Source organism: Enterobacter sp. ECC-219 (assembly GCF_043966805.1).
Lineage (GTDB): Bacteria > Pseudomonadota > Gammaproteobacteria > Enterobacterales > Enterobacteriaceae > Enterobacter > Enterobacter cloacae_N.
Map to the genome: position 1 here is coordinate 1868448 of NZ_CP143680.1, position 18449 is coordinate 1886896.

At 54.5% G+C, this 18449-nt stretch carries 17 protein-coding genes and 1 tRNA gene; 8 read left to right on the top strand and 10 right to left on the bottom strand.

Annotated features, from left to right (window positions below):
• Positions 1 to 5 precede the first annotated feature (5 nt).
• From V1603_RS08755 to folD, 5 genes are all read right to left on the bottom strand, one after another.
• Positions 6 to 533, bottom strand: a complete 528-nt coding sequence (locus tag V1603_RS08755) for a metal-dependent hydrolase (protein ID WP_316380796.1) — start codon at positions 531 to 533, stop codon at positions 6 to 8.
• 73 nt (positions 534 to 606) lie between these two features.
• Entirely contained in the window at positions 607 to 1623 is a 1017-nt protein-coding gene (gene malI, locus V1603_RS08760) for a Mal regulon transcriptional regulator MalI (RefSeq protein ID WP_395313781.1), read from the bottom strand.
• Between the two features lie 83 nt (positions 1624 to 1706).
• Positions 1707 to 3206 carry a PTS transporter subunit EIIC gene (locus V1603_RS08765; RefSeq protein WP_028012223.1) on the bottom strand — a complete coding sequence of 500 codons (1500 nt, stop codon included), beginning with the start codon at positions 3204 to 3206 and terminating at the stop codon, positions 1707 to 1709.
• A 232-nt stretch (positions 3207 to 3438) separates the two neighbouring features.
• Positions 3439 to 3651 (bottom strand): ribosome-associated protein YbcJ, encoded by a 213-nt coding sequence (gene ybcJ / locus V1603_RS08770; protein ID WP_116341500.1) that lies wholly within the window; start codon positions 3649 to 3651, stop codon positions 3439 to 3441.
• A 1-nt stretch (position 3652) separates the two neighbouring features.
• A complete protein-coding gene (folD, locus tag V1603_RS08775; protein ID WP_028012225.1) occupies positions 3653 to 4519 on the bottom strand; it encodes a bifunctional methylenetetrahydrofolate dehydrogenase/methenyltetrahydrofolate cyclohydrolase FolD in 867 nt (288 codons plus the stop codon).
• 309 nt (positions 4520 to 4828) lie between these two features.
• Here folD and fimA point away from each other — a divergent pair, with 309 nt between their 5' ends.
• The 6 genes from fimA (at position 4829) to sfmF (ending at position 10840) form a co-directional block, all read left to right on the top strand.
• Complete coding sequence (gene fimA, locus V1603_RS08780; protein ID WP_028012226.1) at positions 4829 to 5392, top strand: type 1 fimbrial major subunit FimA; 564 nt, start codon at positions 4829 to 4831, stop codon at positions 5390 to 5392.
• Between the two features lie 68 nt (positions 5393 to 5460).
• Entirely contained in the window at positions 5461 to 6006 is a 546-nt protein-coding gene (gene fimI / locus V1603_RS08785) for a type 1 fimbrial protein subunit FimI (RefSeq protein WP_116341495.1), read from the top strand.
• 34 nt (positions 6007 to 6040) lie between these two features.
• Complete coding sequence (gene fimC / locus V1603_RS08790; protein WP_116341493.1) at positions 6041 to 6733, top strand: type 1 fimbria chaperone FimC; 693 nt, start codon at positions 6041 to 6043, stop codon at positions 6731 to 6733.
• Between the two features lie 14 nt (positions 6734 to 6747).
• Positions 6748 to 9309 (top strand): fimbrial biogenesis usher protein, encoded by a 2562-nt coding sequence (locus tag V1603_RS08795; RefSeq protein WP_316380793.1) that lies wholly within the window; start codon positions 6748 to 6750, stop codon positions 9307 to 9309.
• Complete coding sequence (gene fimH, locus V1603_RS08800) at positions 9302 to 10309, top strand: type 1 fimbria D-mannose specific adhesin FimH (protein WP_116341489.1); 1008 nt, start codon at positions 9302 to 9304, stop codon at positions 10307 to 10309. The genes V1603_RS08795 and fimH overlap by 8 nt, the downstream gene beginning before the upstream one ends.
• Before the next feature lie 9 nt (positions 10310 to 10318).
• Entirely contained in the window at positions 10319 to 10840 is a 522-nt protein-coding gene (gene sfmF / locus V1603_RS08805) for a fimbria assembly protein (RefSeq protein WP_028012231.1), read from the top strand.
• A 51-nt stretch (positions 10841 to 10891) separates the two neighbouring features.
• Here the strand turns inward: sfmF and fimZ are convergent, their stop codons facing one another.
• The 3 genes from fimZ to V1603_RS08820 form a co-directional block, all read right to left on the bottom strand.
• Positions 10892 to 11524: a fimbria biosynthesis transcriptional regulator FimZ gene (gene fimZ / locus V1603_RS08810; protein WP_116341487.1), complete on the bottom strand. Its 633-nt coding sequence runs from the start codon at positions 11522 to 11524 to the stop codon at positions 10892 to 10894.
• Positions 11525 to 12335: 811 nt separating this feature from the next.
• Positions 12336 to 13052 carry a response regulator transcription factor gene (locus V1603_RS08815; protein WP_116341485.1) on the bottom strand — a complete coding sequence of 239 codons (717 nt, stop codon included), beginning with the start codon at positions 13050 to 13052 and terminating at the stop codon, positions 12336 to 12338.
• 24 nt (positions 13053 to 13076) lie between these two features.
• A complete protein-coding gene (locus tag V1603_RS08820; protein ID WP_395313782.1) occupies positions 13077 to 13775 on the bottom strand; it encodes an EAL domain-containing protein in 699 nt (232 codons plus the stop codon).
• Between the two features lie 278 nt (positions 13776 to 14053).
• On the opposite strand from V1603_RS08820, the gene V1603_RS08825 reads away from it, so the two are divergent.
• Both V1603_RS08825 and V1603_RS08830 read left to right on the top strand, forming a co-directional pair.
• Positions 14054 to 14130 (top strand) — tRNA-Arg (locus V1603_RS08825).
• Positions 14131 to 14217: 87 nt separating this feature from the next.
• Positions 14218 to 15438: a cytochrome P450 gene (locus V1603_RS08830; RefSeq protein WP_395313783.1), complete on the top strand. Its 1221-nt coding sequence runs from the start codon at positions 14218 to 14220 to the stop codon at positions 15436 to 15438.
• Between the two features lie 122 nt (positions 15439 to 15560).
• Here V1603_RS08830 and V1603_RS08835 read toward each other — a convergent pair whose 3' ends face one another.
• Positions 15561 to 16391 (bottom strand): EAL domain-containing protein, encoded by an 831-nt coding sequence (locus tag V1603_RS08835; protein ID WP_395313784.1) that lies wholly within the window; start codon positions 16389 to 16391, stop codon positions 15561 to 15563.
• Positions 16392 to 16441: 50 nt separating this feature from the next.
• Positions 16442 to 18367, bottom strand: coding sequence for a methyl-accepting chemotaxis protein (locus V1603_RS08840; protein ID WP_302218850.1), 1926 nt, complete (start codon positions 18365 to 18367; stop codon positions 16442 to 16444).
• Between the last annotated feature and the right edge of the window lie 82 nt (positions 18368 to 18449).

Here is an 18449-nt window from a genome sequence, read left to right on the forward strand (position 1 = left end):
GGGCATCAGCGCGCACGCTTTCTCCACCACAGCAACCCCATCAGCACTACCCCCGGCAGCCACACCCACAGCAATTCTGAAACGATCACCTGATGCCCGTACGGCGTGGTATAGCGCGACAGCGCAAACGGCGCGACCTTAATCACCTGCCACGGCGCAAAGAAGCGTTCATCCGACCACGGCCATAACCAGCCGACGCCTTTCCCGCCCGTGGTAATCGAATCCAGCAGGCTGTGCGACAGCAATGACACCGTTAAAAATAGCCAGCACCGCGTCAGGCTGGCCCGGAACCATCGTCGGCCAATCAGCACGCAAAGTATCGGCACCGCAAAGGCGAACAACAGGGAGTGGGTAAAGCCGCGATGACCGAAAACATTTCCGTAGGCAACGCCGAATTTAAACGCCAGCACGTCGGCGTCCGGCAGCATGGCGAGAACGATACCGGCAAACAGCAGGCGGGGAGGGATGACTTTGGTTCCCAGACCTAAGCCCAGGCAAAGAGGGACAGCAGCGTGAGTAATAACGGTAGGCATTACATTTATCCATGGCAAATCATGGCAATATAGCAGCGAATTCGCTGCGGCAAACCGGTGCTAAATTCTGATTTTACGCCGACTCGCGTGCGATAAGCTGCCCGGAAAGCGTAATGCGCTGGGTTTGCAGATCCGGCTCCTTAAGCTTGCGGATAATCAGCCCCGCCGCCTGTCGCCCGGTTTCATCGCTGGCCGAGGAGACGTAGGTGAAGGAAGGGGAGGTGAGGTTAACGTGCAGCATATCTTCAAAACCGATCAGCGCGACCTGCTGGGTTAAGAAGACGTCTTTCCCCACGGTGCGGCCCACCTGATGAATGCCGGAAATGGAGCCGATCATCGCATCCGGGGAGTGGCAAAGCAGGGCGGTGATGGCGTTGTTTTTTTCCAGCAGCTGACGCGTCGCCATCGCGGCGGCCTGGGTGTCGTCGCTGCAGGCCGGTGAATATTCATCGCGCCAGACCAGCCCGTTTTGCGTCATCGCGCTGCGAAAGCCGAGCAGGCGCTGCTCGCGGATAAGACAACCCTCGCGCCCGCCAATGTAGGCGATCGTGCGGTGTCCGCGCTCGATAAGATAGCGCGCGGCCAGGTTCGCCGCCTGGCGGTTGTCGCGCATTACCAGATTGCATTTTTCATCGAGCAGGGACTGCGAGACCACCACCAGCGGCAGTGGGCACTGGCGGATTTGCTCCGGTAAAGCGGCGTTACAGGTGTCAGACGCCAGATAAATAACGCCCGCGACACCCTGCTGCTTAAACGACAGCAGGGTGCGTTTGAGATGTTCACGGTCGTTCAGCGGCTGGCCGAGAAAAACCATATAACCCTGCTTCTCCAGCTCCTGAACGATGCTCGCCATCACCTTGATGGAAAAGCTGTCGCTGAAGTCACGCAGGATCAGGCCGATCAGATTGGAGGTGTTGGCGCGAAGGTTGGCAGCGGCAACGTTATGAACATAGCCCAGCGTCGTGATGGCGGCATTGACCTTCTCGATCGTCGCCTCTGAGATTTTCCCTTTCTGGCGTAGCACCAGCGAGACGGTAGAGACCGACACGCCCGCGTGCTTTGCGACATCAATGATGCTGACTTTCTTCAAAACCGCTCCCTGAAATTTACCGATTATCAGCCGGATAAGACACGGCTCCCAGCGTACAGGAGACGTGTCGTTCAGGCATCTTATTATTTGCCGATCATGGTGGACATGGTCTGGGCGATAAACTGTGCTCTCGCACCGAAAATCACCTGAATCCCGTTATCGCCGACGAAGACCACGCCGCGCGCGCCGAGACCGTTCAGTCCGTCCCTGTCCACCGCATCGCTCTTCGCCACTTCCAGACGCAGGCGGGTGATGCAGGAGCCGACGGAGTCAATGTTCTGCGCGCCGCCCAGCAGGCCGATGATTTCAGTGGCAAGTTCGGAATCGGACTTGTCATTCGCGCTGGCGGTCACTTCCGTACGGCCCGGCGTTTTCACGTCGAAGCGGCGGATCACGAAGCGGAACGTAAAGTAGTAAATCAGCGCCATTGGAATGCCGATGATAATGGCGCTCAGGAAGTTGGTCTGATAGCCGTTAAACGACGGCAGGATCCCGAACGACAGGTAGTCGATAAAGCCCGCCGAGAACGATTTGGCGATATGCGCGTGCAGCAGGTACATGGTCATGTACGCCAGGCCCGCCATGATGGCGTTAAAGACGTACAGAATTGGCGCCACGAAGATAAAGGTGAACTCTACCGGCTCGGTGATCCCCGTCAGGAAGCAGGTGAGCGCCGCAGAGAACAGAATACCGGCCGCGATTTTCTTATTTTTGGTGTGCGCTTCGTGGTACATCGCCAGGCACGCCGCAGGCAGCGCGAACAGCATCAGCGGGAACTCGCCCTGCATGAACTTACCGGCGTTCTGGTAGGTATCGCTGCTGAAGGATTTCACCCCCTCTTCGAGCATCTTGAACCAGATGGTCTGGTCGCCGTGGATCACCTGGCCCGCCTGGGTGGTGTAATCCCCGAACGAATACCAGAAGGACGGGTACCAGATATGGTGCAGGCCGAGCGGGATCAGCGCGCGCTCCACCAGGCCGAAGATAAAGGTCGATGCCGCCTGGTTGTCGCCGTTCACGATCACGGAGAGCGCGTCGATACCGGCCTGAATATGCTGCCAGACGTACGGCAGCAGCAGCCCCATCAGGAAAGAGAGGAACGCCGTGGCGATTGCCACAAAGCGCTTCCCGGAGAAGAAGCCGAGGAACTCCGGCAGCTGCATGGTGTGGAAGCGGTTATAGCACCAGGCTGCGAGGATCCCGCAGATAAGACCGCCAAAGACGCCCATCTGCAGCGTCGGGATACCGACCACCATGGCGTATTTCCCGCCCTGTGAGGCCATTTCCGGCGTAATGCTCAGCACGGTGCTGATGGTGATGTTGGTGACAAACACCGAGACTGCCGCGGAGAGCGCCGCGATGCCGGACTCGGACGCCAGACCCACGGCGGAGCCTATGGCAAACAGCATCGGCAGGTTATCAAAGATAACCCCGCCGGCGTTCATCATTAGCGGCAGGTGGAACTTATCGCCGAAGGCCAGCAGCAGGCCCGCGGCGGGAAGCAGTGAAATTGGCAGCATTAAGGCGCGACCAATCATTGATAATTTAGACAGCGATTTAACAAACCCTGATATCAGACTCATGCTGATTTCCCCCGAGTAGCGCTTTTTTTGGCGCTGTTATTGTAAGTAGAACGTTTTAGTAGAACGTTCTACTTATCGTGGGGAAAGAGTGAAAACTGCGCAACTGAATTCTCACCTTTCAACAGATGAAATAGTGATTCTTTGAAGTTGATCGATAATTAACCGTGATGGAGGTAGGGGGTTTTTGATCCCCTCTCCCCTTTGGGGAGAGGGTTAGGGTGAGGGGGGAAACTCAGGCCGTCACGGTCACGCTCTGACCTTCAAAGCTCACGGTCTGTCCCGCGACAATCTTGCAGCGCTTGCGGGTTTCCACCGCGCCGTCGACTAAAACCCGCCCGTCGGCGATAACGATTTTCGCCTGCGCGCCGCTTTCGCTCCAGCCTTCGAGCTTGAGCAGATCGCACAGCTCAACGTGCGGGTGTTTGCCTAATGAAAATGTGGCCATCTTATGCTTCCTCTACATCGTGGTACTCTTCGCATGCCTGCAAAGTATTCTGAATCAGCGTTGCGACGGTCATCGGGCCAACGCCGCCCGGTACTGGCGTGATGTAAGAGGCGCGAGCCGCCGCATCTTCGTAGACCACGTCGCCGACCACCTTGCCGTTTTCCAGACGGTTAATCCCTACATCCACGACAATCGCGCCCTCTTTAATCCACTCGCCCGGAATAAAGCCCGGCTTGCCCACTGCGACGATCAGCAGGTCGGCATTCTCGACGTGGTGACGCAGGTTTTTGGTAAAGCGGTGGGTCACGGTGGTGGTGCAGCCGGCCAGCAGCAGCTCCATGCTCATCGGGCGGCCCACTATGTTGGACGCACCGATGACGACGGCGTTCAGGCCGTAGGTGTCGATGTTATAGCGCTCCAGCAGCGTCACGATGCCGCGCGGGGTGCACGGGCGCAGACGCGGCGCGCGCTGGCACAGGCGGCCCACGTTATACGGATGGAAACCGTCAACGTCTTTATCCGGTGCGATGCGCTCCAGCACCTTCACGTTATCGATACCTGCCGGCAGCGGCAGCTGAACCAGAATGCCGTCGATCTCTTTATCGGCATTCAGAGTGTCAATAAGTTCCAGCAGTTCCGCTTCGCTGGTGGTTTCCGGCAAATCGTAAGAGCGGGAGACGAACCCCACCTCTTCACACGCTTTGCGTTTGCTGCCGACATAAATCTGCGATGCCGGGTTGCTGCCAACCAGCACAACGGCCAGCCCGGGGGCGCGTTTTCCGGCGGCTTTACGCGCCTTCACTTTTTCCGCGACCTCAGAGCGCACCTGCTGCGCAATCGTTTTACCGTCAATAATCTTTGCTGCCATCAGAGAGAAGATTCCGTCTGTAACGTTTGAAAGGGGGGATGGCGTGTATTTTGTCAGAAGCGAGCGCCGCTGTCAGTCACCCTTTACGAGTTTTCATCCGCGAGGCGCAAAAACCCTTCTTAAGGGATGGTCAATTTCTTAGGCGGTATTAGGATGTGACCTGGCGAAATGGCAGTGTTTTGACATATTTAAAAATCACGTCCTGAGCTACTTTGTCTTCTCCGAAATAAGCTTTCAATTAATCAATTGAACGTATTTCTTATTCCCGATTTTCGCGGGAAGGGTTATTTACATTTTAAAGGAATAGACATGAAACTCAGCAACATTGCTTCTTCTGTTATTGCAACACTGGCCCTGGTCGCGGGTGCCGCTAATGCAGCCGACCCGGTTACGCCGGTTACCGTAAACGGCGGTACCGTGCATTTTAAAGGTGAACTGGTTAATGCTGCTTGTTCAGTGAATACCGATTCTTCCGAGCAGACCGTTAATCTCGGTCAGTATCGTACCGCGAAATTCACCAAAGTGGGCGACACCACCTCTAATATTCCGTTCAACATCGAACTGAATGACTGCGATCCGCTGGTTGCTAAAACCGCTGCCGTTGCCTTCACCGGCCAGATCGACGCGACCGACAAAACTCTGCTGGCCGTGACGTCCGGTAACAACGACAACACCGCGAAAGGCGTGGGTATTGAAATCCTCGACAGCAAATCCAGCGTGCTGACCCCGGACGGTGCGACCTTCTCTGCCGCGAAAGACCTGATTAAAGGGACTAACACCCTGCAATTCACCGCGCGCTACAAATCAACGGCTGCGACCACCGAGCCAGGCCAGGCGAACGCTGACGCCACCTTCGTAATGAAATACGAATAATACCCTCGCACAGGGATGTTCAGGCCTCAGGGACGAGGCCCGTCATACGCTACTGCCAGGAACGAAGGATGACAAGGACTGGAACACTACTGCTGTTAACCCTCGCGATGGCTTGCCCGGCATCGGCACATACCGTGGTGATCGAAGGCGGCAAGGTGCATCTCCGGGGGGAGCTGGTAAACGGCGGCTGCGCCGTGGCGCCCGACAGCCAGAATATGCGCATCGACATGGGGCAGTACCGAACCAATTCATTTTCCGGTGTGGGCAGCTTTTCAACGGTTAATGTGCCTTTCACCGTGCGGCTGCTGGACTGCAGCGTGGATGTCTCGCGCACCGTGGGGATCCAGTTTCAGGGCGTGACGCCCGCGGAAGATCCGCAGGTTTTTCTGGCGACATCGCGGCCAGGTGAAACGCCTGTAAGCAGCGGCGTGGGGCTGGCGCTTTTTGATGAGCAGCAGCGTCAGATTATCCCGAATGCGACGGCCATTAGCTGGCTGCCGGTCAATACCAGCGAGCTCGCATTTCATTTTAGCGCCCGCTATCGCGCTATTTCCGAACACCTCGTGCCAGGCAATATACAGTCGGATGTCTGGTTTACGTTGATTTATCCATAACACCTGCGAACACATTATTAAAGGTACGGTTTTGATGAATATGCTAATTAAACCAGGACTGCTTTTATCGTTTATTTTAATGATGGTTTCTGCTTGCGCGAATGCTTCCGGCGGTATTGCGCTGGGGGCCACGCGCGTTATTTATCCGGCGGATGCGAAGCAAACGTCGCTGGCGATCACCAACAGCAATAAACAAGAACGCTATTTAATTAACGCGTGGATCGAAAATGCCAGCGGTCAAAAGGAAAAAACCTTTGCCGTCACGCCGCCGCTGTTCGTTAGCGAGCCGGACAGCGAAAACACGCTGCGTATTATTTACGCCGGTCCGGCGCTGCCTGCCGATCGCGAATCGCTCTTTTACATGAACGTGAAGGCGATCCCGTCAGTGAATAAAGCGAAAACAGAAAACAATAACGTGCTGCAGCTGGCGATCCTCTCACGCATCAAGCTGTTTGTGCGCCCGACTAACCTGGCGATGCAGCCGGATGAGGCGCTGTCCCAGCTGCGTTTTGAGCGCGTGGGGAACCATCTTAAAGTCAGCAACGCCTCTCCGTACTACATCACCCTGGTCAACCTGAAGCTGGGCGGCCAGACGCTGGAAAACCTGATGGTGGCGCCGAAAAACTCGGCTCAGCAGGTGCTGCCCGCCGGGGCCGGCGGTACGCTCTCCTGGCAGAGCGTGAATGACTACGGCGCCATTACACCAGCGCGCAGCGTCAACCTGTGAGCAGAGTCAGGGCGATGAAAAATCACCAGGGACGTTACTGCCCGGTTGCACTGGCGCTGATGGCCGCGCTCTGGCCGCAGGCCGGCTGGAGCGAAAGCTACTTCAACCCGGCCTTCTTGTCCGACGACACCGCCAGCGTGGCGGATTTGTCGCGTTTTGAACAGGGGCACCAGCAGGCGCCCGGCATTTATCGCGTGGATATCTGGCGTAACGATGAGTTTATCGGCACCCAGGACGTGCGTTTTGAGCAGGCCGAGAACATGCCGCCGATGGCGGGCGGTTTGTCGCCGTGCATTACGCGCGCGATGCTCGATCGCTTTGGCGTCAACGTTGCCGCATTTCCCGAACTGGCTAACGTGCAGGGTGAAACGTGCGTTCCGTTGACCACGGCCATTCCCGGCAGCGAAACGGTATTTAACTTTGCCTCGCAGCGCCTTAACGTCAGCCTCCCGCAGGTGGCGATGCAGAACAGCGCGCGCGGCTATATTCCGCCTGAACAGTGGGATGAAGGCATTCCCGCAGCGCTGGTGAACTACAGCTTCACGGGCAACCGGGGAAGCGAAGACGACAGCTATTACCTGAACCTGCAGAGCGGGCTGAACTATGGTGCCTGGCGTTTACGTAACAACGGCGCATGGCGCTACACGCAAAATAACGGCAAGCGGCGCAGCGAGTGGCAGAATATTGGCACCTGGGCGCAGCGCACCGTTATCCCGCTGAAAAGTGAGCTGGTGCTGGGCGACAGTAACACCGGGAATGACGTTTTCGACAGCGTCGGTTTTCGCGGCGGGCGGCTTTTCTCGTCCGACAGCATGTATCCCGACAGCCTGCAGGGCTACGCGCCGACCGTGCGCGGTATTGCCCGTACGCCTGCCAAAGTGGTGGTTCGCCAGAACGGCTACGTTATCTATCAGAGCTACGTCCAGCCCGGCGCGTTCGCCATCACCGATCTTAACCCGACCTCCTCCAGCGGTGACCTGGACGTTACGGTGGAAGAGAAAGACGGCAGCCAGCAGCGCTACACCGTGCCGTACTCCACCGTGCCGCTCCTGCAGCGTGAAGGTCGCTGGAAATATGACCTCGTGGCGGGGGATTACCGCAGCGGTAACAGCGACCAGGATACACCATTCTTCGCCCAGGGCACCCTGATTACCGGCCTTGCCAATGGCATTACGCTCTATGGCGGCACCCAGCTGGCGTCACGCTATACCGCATTGGCCGTCGGTGCCGGGAAAAACCTCGGTGACTGGGGGGCAGTCTCCGTCGATATCACCCACGCCCGCAGCCAACTCGCGGACGACAGCAAACATGAAGGGCAGTCCCTGCGTTTTCTTTATGCAAAATCGCTGAACGGATTTGGCACTAACTTCCAGCTGCTGGGCTATCGCTACTCCACAAAAGGGTTTTACACCCTGGACGATGTGGCCTGGCGCTCAATGGAGGGCTACCAGTATGCCGATAGCCAGGACGATAACGATGTGCCGGACGTGCAGAGCTATCACAACCTGACGTGGAATAAAAAAGGCCGCTTCCAGCTCAACATTTCCCAGTCGCTGGGGGACTACGGTTCGGTCTATATCTCCGGGAGCGAGCAAACCTACTGGGGGACGGACGAAACGAACCTCTGGTATCAGCTGGGCTACGCGGGGGGCGTGAAGGGGATCAACTACTCCCTGTCATGGTCGTGGAACAAATCCGTCGGGATCGAGGGTACCGACCGGATCGCGTCGTTTAACGTCTCCGTGCCGTTTAGCCTCTTTACCCGTCAGGGCTATCGCCGGGACAGCGCGATCGATCGCGCCTATGCCACCGCATCCGCCAGCCGAAACAGCGATGGCGACACGAGCTGGCAAACCGGCGTCAGCGGCACGCTGCTGGAGGATCGTAACCTGAACTACAGCGTGACCCAGGGACACGCCAGCACCAATGGCTCAAGCGGAAGCGCCAGCGCCAACTGGCAGGCGACCTACGGCACGCTGGGCGTGGGCTACAACTATTCCCGCGATCAGCACGATCTCAACTGGCAGCTCTCCGGCGGGGTGGTTGGCCATGCCGACGGCGTGACCTTCAGCCAGCCGCTGGGCGATACCAACGTGCTGATTAAGGCTCCGGGGGCATCAGGCGTCAGCGTGGAAAACCAGACCGGCGTGAAGACCGACTGGCGAGGCTACGCGGTCATGCCGTATGCCACCGTCTACCGCTACAACCGCGTGGCGCTGGACACCAATACCATGAGCAACAGTACCGATATCGAAAACAACGTGAGCAGCGTGGTGCCAACCAAAGGCGCGCTGGTCCGCGCCAGCTTTGATACCCGCATTGGCGTGCGCGCTTTGCTGACGGTAACGCGTGGCAACCAGCCCGTGCCGTTCGGCGCCGTGGTGCGTGAAGTCCAGAGCGGCATGACCAGCATGGTGGGTGATGACGGGCAAATATACCTGAGTGGGCTGCCGCTGGAAGGCGAACTGCTGATCCAGTGGGGGAACGGGGCGCAATCCCAGTGCCGTGCGCCTTACAGCTTGCCTGAAAAGAGCCTGCAACAGGCGATCACACTTAAGGGGATCCGCTGTGATTAAAATCCATATCTTAGCCTTGTCGCTTCTGGCACTCCTGCCCGCGACAAACGCGTTAGCCACCGTGTGCGTCAATGAAAAGGGCGTGCCGACGGAGGTGCATTACGACCTGACGGATAAATTCAACAGTTCGAATAACCAGGTTGGGCAGGTTGTGACGCTGAGCGAGAAATCGCAGTGGGTGGGGGTCAATGCCGTCTGCCCGAAGGGCACCGTCGGGAATACGACCAAGCGCAGCTACGTCACGGATTATCCGGTCACCGGGACCAGTGATGGTTATCAGTATCTGAAGCTTAACGACTATCTGGACGGGGCGATGAAAATCACGGATAGCTATGCTGGCGCGTTTTATCCACCCAAAAATTATATCCAGATGGGGAGCCATCCGAACGTTTCAAAAAACAAACCGTTTGGCGTGCAGGATTCCAGCCTTATTTTCCGTCTTAAGGTGACCCGGCGCTTTATCAATATGGTGGTGATCCCGCGTGCCACCATGTTCCGGGTTTACGTCACCACCACCTCCTCCGATCCGTTGACCACGCCGGTCTACACCATCAGCTACAGCGGAATCATTCAGGTGCCGCAGAGCTGCGCCATCAACGCCGGCAATGTGGTTGAGTTTGATTTCGGCGACATTGGCGCCTCCCTGTTCAGCAAGGCTGGCGTGGGTAACAAGCCGGAGGGCGTCTCATCGCAAAGCAAAACCATCGCGATTAAATGCACCAACGTGGAGGCAAACGCCATGCTGACGATGCGCGTCGAAGCTGAAAAGGTCTCCGATAATGTGCTGGTGTCGGATAACCCGGATGTGGGGTTCATCATTGCCAACGAGAGCGGTGCGCCGCTCACGCCTAACAACCTGACGAGCAAAATCCCGTTCCGCCTGGACGACAGCGCCCAGGCGCAGGTGGGGATCCGGGTTTGGCCGGTGAGCGTGACGGGCAACAAGCCAGCTGAAGGGCGCTTTACCTCGCGCGGATATTTGCGCGTGGATTACGACTAAGGAGCAGACATGCGAAACGGGATCCGTTTTATCACCGTGGCGCTCTTTGCGCTTTGCACCCAGGCTCAGGCGGAAACCGCATTGGGCGAAATTAATATTCGGCTCTACGGCAATATTGTCGATTTCACCTGCGTGGCAGAGGGTAACGATAGCGACAAAACGGTCACGCTGGGCACCTGGCCCACGAAGCAGCTCAACACCACGGGGAGCCGCACGCAGCCAATGCCCTTCACGCTGAAGCTGACCGGCTGCCCGCCCGGGGCGGCGTCCATAACGTTCTCCGGTAAAGCTGACGGGAGCAACAGCGGATTGCTGGCGCTGAATGATGCCAGTACAGCGAGCCACGTCGCCGTTGAGATCAGGGATGCGGATAAGACGCGCCTGGCGCTTCAGCAGGCCAGCCAGCCGGTCACGGTTGATGCGCAGGGGAATGCGACGCTGTCATTTTATGCCAATTATATTGCCACTGCCGATAACCCTCAGCCCGGACGGGCTGATGCGGATGCCACCTTCATGATTAATTATAATTAGCACTGACCGCACTCCCTGCAGCTCAGATAAACTGCAGGGAGTGAATTCAGGTTATAGTAGCTCGTGCGCTTTGGCGTAATCGATTAATTCCACGATGCTTTGCACGCCAAGCTTGGAATAAATATTGGATTTGTGCGCACTAATGGTTTTATTGCTCAACAATAGCTGCTCAGCAATCTCCTTATTGGATAATCCATTCGCCAGATAACGCAATACCGTGACCTCACGATTCGATAATGGCATATCTACAGCCATCCCTTTTCCTGAACCCATATGGTTTATAAAATTCAGCGTTTCAGACGGGAAAAAAGAATAGCCCATCAGAATCATCTCTACGGCGTTGTAGATCTCACCCAAATCTTTTCGTTTACTGACGAAGCCGTTGGCCCCGGCGCGAATCGCACGACCCGCGTAAAATAACTCTGATTTAGAGGAGAGGAACAGAACCTTGATGTCTTTGTTTAAGTTTCTGATTCTCTTCAGTAAAGCGAATGCGTCTGTGCCCGTGAGTTCGATGTCAAGGATCACCAAATCGATAGGATGATTGCGAATGCAGTCAAGAACTTCATGGCTATCGCCAGACTTAAGCTTGACTATGATATTTTTATTTTTCTGTAGCAGGACCTCTATCGACATTCTGACGATAGGATGTTCGTCCATAATGATAACGGATGCCGGTTTCATTTTTAATGCCTCAGATTGTTAAAAGCGTTATGCAGAGTTTTGTAAAACTCTCGAAATGCCGGAAGGATATAAAGTGCAGATCCCTATACCGTAGTATTTCCCTGGAAAGAGCGAAAGCATCCTTGTTTACGTAATGAAAAGAACGGTGCCTCAGCGCGGTCATCTCATTTGGCTGGTGTTGGCAAAAAGGTTTTTCTTATTCAGATTTGGTACGCTTCTTATTATACAGGGTAAGTTTTTTCCGAAAACCCTGTAAATTAACCTCCGCTTATTGGTTTGTATTATCTTCTGGATCTGAATGGCTATTTTTTTAAATTTAGCGGAAATATCCTGTTATCCTATTTACCACATCTTTTCATCTTTATGTAATAACAAAAAATAACAGATGTCTCTTTATGTTGCGATATTGTTAACAAAAGAGAGCCTCAATTCGGAGGGCGAGCCAGGGAAATTGAGGCGAAAAAGTATCCCGCAGAGTGTCAAACCTTCATCTGAAAGTACTTAAGGCGTATCACCGTCGCACCATCATCGCACAGGAGAACATGCTATTCACTTTGCTTTCCGCTCCAGGAGAGTGAAGCGAAGCTGCTTGTTTTTACATCATTATCATCTTATTAACGCCTTCTGCTTTCACTTAACGGATGGAGGAAAGTGCTGCCATTGATTCAATCTGTGACATTTCACATGGTTTCGGACCATAAATTAGGAATAGTTATAAAATCGAATATATTGTTAAAATTTAACCATTAATTAACATTGAGGGTAAGTAAATTCCTAAAGCGCTTTAGGAAATAAGAGGTTAGTGCGCAAGTTAAAACGTACAGTCTGAGAGGTTATTAAGAAGGTGTAACAATTCCTGGCGATGGCTCAACCCCAGCTTCAGCAGGATGCAGCTGAGACGGTAGATAATGCGGCTATAGGGACGATTCTGCAAAAGGGCAATCTGACGTAACGTCTTACCGCGGGCAAGCTCCTGCAGAATGGGCCATTCGTTGCGGGAAAACCAGTCTTTGTCGGAACCCTGCGGGGGGCGAGAATCCATCAGGCTGTGCTGAAGTCCTGCCGCGTTCATCTGACGTTCCAGCACGTGAAAAGGGCCTGCCGCCTTGCAGAACAGGCGGGTATCATAATTATCTGCCCGGACCAGAAGCCACGGCGTCAGGAAGGGGGGATACAGGCTATGCCTTCTTAACCGATCCAGTTGATCGATAAGCCCGGTGGAACGGCTTTCAATATCCACCACCAGACGGGCTGAAGGCCATTGGAACTGGGCGCCCAGCGCATCATCCAGCGAGGTGTAGTCACAACAGCTGCTCAGAGGAAACTGCCCATTGAGAAAACCGGTGCGCAGAAAATGATCTTCCGTAACAAGGATAATAAACGGAGCATCGGTTTTTCGGGGCTGGCTGATGGACTGGCTCAAAAATTCGAGCCGGTCGAAAAAGGGGGGAGCAAATGGTGAGCGCGTAAATCCCAGTGCATCACTTCCTGTACGCCGCCGCCGGTAACGGCGCACTGTCATTCGCATGGTCTCCCTCCTGGAAATGGCGTTTTAATCCTCCGGCCATGTCCAGGACGGCCAGTAATACCCCTGGCCGAAATCTGCGCCTGCCTGCAGTGCCCAGGTGCGATCGCGTTCAGTCTCAATACCTTCGATAAGCACGCTCCCGGCCAGCTGAAAGCAACGTGAAACCAGTTGCCTCAGCGCAGGCGTGGCGCGTAAACGCCAGAATGCGTCCTTATCAATTTTGATGCCGCTCAACGGTAACCGACAAAATAAAAACGGCTGAATGATAATTTCGTCAATATCATCCAGCCATATACTGTGCCCCTGCTGCCGGAGTGTCCGCATGTTCTGAATGGCGCTCTGCTTCTGTGCGGCAGAGAACGTCAGAAAAACAGGGGGATCAACAATCTCAATATTCAGCGGCGTGTTTTTCAGTTTTATAAGCCGCTGAAAAGACGCTGGCTCTGTCAGAACGGTTATCGGCAAATTAATAAAAAGGTTATGACCGTGCGGCGTATTTTTTAGTGCGGCAAGCTGCGCTTCAAGCAGCGTCATTGACCAGCCTGCTGGCTGATGGCGGAAAAAATCCTCGCTGTAGCATGTGTCTGACAGGACGCTTAGTACCTCTACGCCAACCCGTCGTTGAGAGGTGAGGGCGACGACAGGCTCCAGTTTGATGCCGACGATGTCCTGAGAAATGTCGTGTAACCGGGGGGGCGTATCGAACGGGTTGTGCGCTGTCACTCCATTATCCTGTTGTCTGTCAGCCTCCAGGCGGCCGGGATACCTCGCTCTAGTGTGACGAGCTGACGTTCCGGAAAACAGCAGGCGTTACTTAAATGCAACTAAGCCTTTTCGCAGTGCTGAATTTTACGGTGAAACAGGGAGAAATGTTGAGAAAATAGCCGTATTTACAATCGGCTAGGGGTAATTGCCCCGGAAAACGGAAAAGGCATTGACTCACCTGCCATTGACCGTATAATTCTTCGCGTTTCACCACCGCGAAGTACACTCTTCTCAGTGCGCCCTTAGCTCAGTTGGATAGAGCAACGGCCTTCTAAGCCGTAGGTCGTAGGTTCGAATCCTACAGGGCGTGCCATTATCCTTATCCTTTTCTGAAATATTTGAATTGAAACATATCCCTGCTTTACTGAAAGGTGATTAATCCTGCGATGAGGGTCCACCTGTGGCATATGTCGACAAAGCACTTCGGTTTAATCCCGCCTCACCTGTCTTTCAGGAAAATCTTCATAACGTCTATCAGCATATGCGACACCACCAGCCGGTGGCGCGAATCGGTAAAACGTGGGTGCTTACCCGCTATCAGGATGTTTATCAGGCGCTAAAAGAGCGAGCGTTCGTCTCTTCGGGCATACCTGAAGATGTTCATACCGAAATGGAAAAACAGTGCTTTAATCTCTCGCCTCCTTTACGGGATCTTCTCTACGGCATTGTGCTGTTTGAAGATGGAAATGTGCATCGCGCGCACCGTCAGGCGCTGCAGGCTCTGTTTACCGGCGAATCCTGGGCGGCGCTAACCCGGCTTGTTTCTGAGGAGTCGCATTCAGTGGTGGCAGATTTAACAACCACCGGCACATTTGACGGCATAAGCCAGCTTGCTGCGCCGCTCTGGGGAAAACTGTTTACCGCCTGGCTCAACCTGCCGAAAGCGCAGCAGGAGGTGGTAGAACAAGAGAAAAATGCCATCCGGCTCTTATTAGATCCCAGCGCCATCGATCGAGAGGGACTTGAGCGGCTGGTCGTGGCGCTTTCCCGTCTGGATGACAGTTTTCGACAACTTGCGCAGGCGCACGGGCAGGGTTACGACTCGCTTTTTTATCGCAGCCTTCTGAAAGGATATGGCGGCGATCGGGATGCGCTTGCCGCACGGTTTAGCACCGACTGCGTCACGATGCTTATCGGTGGCAGTGAAACCAGCGCAGCGTTAACCGGAAACCTGGTGTATATGCTGGCACAGCATCCTGAACTACAGGAACGCGTCAGAAATAACACTCTCCGGATGAAAGAGATCGTCAGTGAAACCATGCGCTTTGAGTCTCCGCTGCAGATGGGCAGACGAAGGGTTGCAGCTCCCGTGCAGTTTCTGGGGCGCGAACTTAAAGCCGGGGATAACATCTTATTATGCCTCGGCTCTGCGAATCGGGATGAAAGCGTCTTTGAAGAGGCGTGGCGCTTTATTCCCGGCCGCAAGAACGCGCAGCGACAGCTGGGATTTGGCGCCGGTGTACACCAGTGTATTGGGCAACTGCTGGCGCAGTGTCAGGCTGAAACGCTGGCGATGGCCTTAAGCGAACGCGGGACGATCTCTCTTGTGGGAGACGCGAAATGGTCGAATCGCAGCCTGATTCTCCGTACGCTGGAGACGCTGCCTGTTAAAATTATCTAAGCGATAATGAGGGTAATGACAGGATGAGGATCCTATTCCCTCGTGATTCACAATAAAATTAACGACACCGAGAACTAGAAATAATGTCATTGCAGCCGCTCCCAACGCAGAGTGGCTGTCCTTCAGCAAGCATTAACTTTCCCGACGAGTTCATCGATCTTCATAGGCTTACCGAAATAGTAACCCTGCAAAAAATCGCTGTCCTTTAAGCGCAGATAGTCGGCCTGAGCCTTTGTTTCTACGCCCTCGGCAATAATCCTCAGGTGCATTTTTTTCGCCAATTCGATAAGACTGTCCACCAGTCGGGTATCGCCATTTTCACTAATCTGGCTGACAAACAGTTTGTCTATCTTGATGAATTCGGGGTCTAGCGCGTGAATGTAAGAGATGTTGGAACAGCCGGTCCCAAAGTCATCCAACGCCAGGGAGATATTGGCTTGTCGGAGCGTTGCAAACCATTCGCTTAACTGAGGAGTGAAATGCAGCGGATCACGTTCCGTAATTTCGATAACCAGCTGGACCTGGCTCGACGCGAGTTTTTGCAAAAGCTCAAGCGTATCCGTCTCGAAGCGCGGATCGAGGCAGTTACGGACGCTCAGATTAAGGTTGATATAAAGCCGGTCAGGGAAAAGGTGAATTCGATGCTGAAGATCGGCAATGACCTGCTGAATCAGATGATGCGTTAGCGGGGCGATAAGCCGGTGTTTCTCTGCCAGCGGGATAAATGTATCTGGAGACACGGGACCGTACAGAGGATGATTCCAGCGAGCGAGTACCTCGATACCCGCGATAGTGCCCGTCTGGCTGTTAAAGAAGGGCTGGTAAACCGGCACAATCTCGCGCTTCTCGATGGCCGCGCTCAGGGTGCTTTCCGGGGAGAGGGTAAGCAGGCGGGCCAACAGTGCATTGAAGCGGGTAAACCATCCTGAGGTTAATTTTGTCGTGGTTATCATCGTGAGCCTTAAGCGCGCGGCGCCCTCTCCGGACAGCCGCGCGGTGGTTATCAGAATTTGACCCAGTCATCCTGGTCATGGGAAGAAGATCGTTTAATTGGGGTCACGCTGGCGGTTAGCTGGCTTTCTCGTTGGCGGGGTTTGTGCCCGTTTGACACACGGAAAATCGACACCACTTTTTCAAGCTGCACGGCCTGATCCTCCAGCGAACTTGCCGCAGCGGAAGACTCTTCCACCAGGGCGGCATTTTGCTGAGTGGTGGTGTCCATTTCTGCCATCGCTTGGGCAATCTGCGAAATTCCGCGGCTTTGCTCATCAGTGGCGGCGGCAATTTCGTTCATAATGTCACGCACCTGCGCCACGGATGTCTCTATTTTCGTCATCGCATCCCCTGCGCTTTCAACCAGACTAAAGCCGGTATCCACCTGCACGACCGATTCGTTAATCAGGTTTTCAATCTCTTTTGCTGACTGCGCGCTGCGCTGAGCGAGGGTTCTCACTTCTGCGGCAACCACGGCAAAGCCTTTACCCTGGTCGCCCGCTCTGGCGGCCTCAACGGCGGCATTTAGCGCCAGAATATTGGTCTGGAAGGCGATACTGTTAATCACGGTGGTGATCTCTGAAATGCGGTGCGAACTGCTGCGCACGTTTTTCATCGTATCGATCACCTTCAGTGAGATCTGACTCCCTTCCGTCGCATTTTGCGCGGCTTCATCAGCCAGCTGGCGCGCATGATTAGCATTCTCGGCGTTGAGCGCGACGGTAGAAGTCAACTCTTCCATGCTGGCGGCGGTTTCGACGACGGCGGCTGACTGCTGTTCGGTGCGCGACGACAGATCCATATTGCCTGCGGCAATTTCTGAAGACGAACGGGCGACGCTATCCACCCCATTGCGTACGTCATTAATGATGTTTTTCAGGTTTGCATTCATGGTCGCAACGGCCTGCATCAGCAGACCCGGCTCATCACGACGTGTGCTGGTCAGTGTGCTGGTGAGGTCGCCCTGGGCGATTTGCTCTGCAACACGCAGGGTCTCATTAAGCGGACGGGTGATGGACAGGGTGATGCCCATCGCTAAGAGGACACCAAGCGCAAGACCGATGGCAGCAACGATGCCCATCTGTATCTGAACGCTATCAACCGTATCAGACACTTTTTTCTGCTGCAGGCTAAATAATGTCTGGATGGCCTGCGTCAGCGTTATCGCTTTACCGGTTAAGGTATCGGAGAGCGTCGACTGTTGATTCCAGACGTTTTGGTAATTTATTAACTCTGCCGCGACGTTTTGCATGTCTTCCAGGCCTGACTGCAGCCAGACCTTTTGTTCCTCGGTAGCAACCGAAAGCAGTTGTTCGGTGTCCGATTTTGCGATGTCCAGACGCGCGCGGATCCCTTTCATTAACGCATCCGTAGGATGCTGTTTATAGAGGGTAACCTGAGAATCAATGTCGCTCATGACAAACGCAATCTGAGCGGCCACAAGGGCGTGCGAAGCGTCCAGCGAGCCATTGCGGCTGAGCGTGGAAGCCAGGCCGGAGTTATCGCACAGTCCCTGAGTGCTCAGTTTCTGTTCGCTGATTTTCTTCTCAGAAAGGGATTTTGTGAAAGGCAGCAGGGTGGCGACGTAGCTGTTCACCGCATTTGCCGTATCGTCCAGCGCTTTTTTTCCTTCCGGGGACCAGGACAGTTTTTCCATACTGGCGACAATGCTCTGCATGCGCTGGGAGGCGGCGTTGGTCTGATCAAGGTACTTCTGGTCGAGCGTATACTGAAAATTCGTCCGCCCTAAGCGAACCTGCGTCAGGGCGTTAAACAGGTCGGTGGTATGGCCGTTCTTTTCGACTTTATCCTGAATGTTGCTGAGACCCAGCAAACCTGAAATCAGAATAACAATCGTCACGAGCAGCACGAGAGAAAAACCAAAGAATAACTTCTTACGAACTTTCAAGTTGGCAAAATGGTTGATTATGCTCATATATAAAATTCCAGTGTTGGTATAAACCAAACAACAGTGCTAATAAATCATTAACGAAAAAAATGCTGTGGCAGAGAGATGA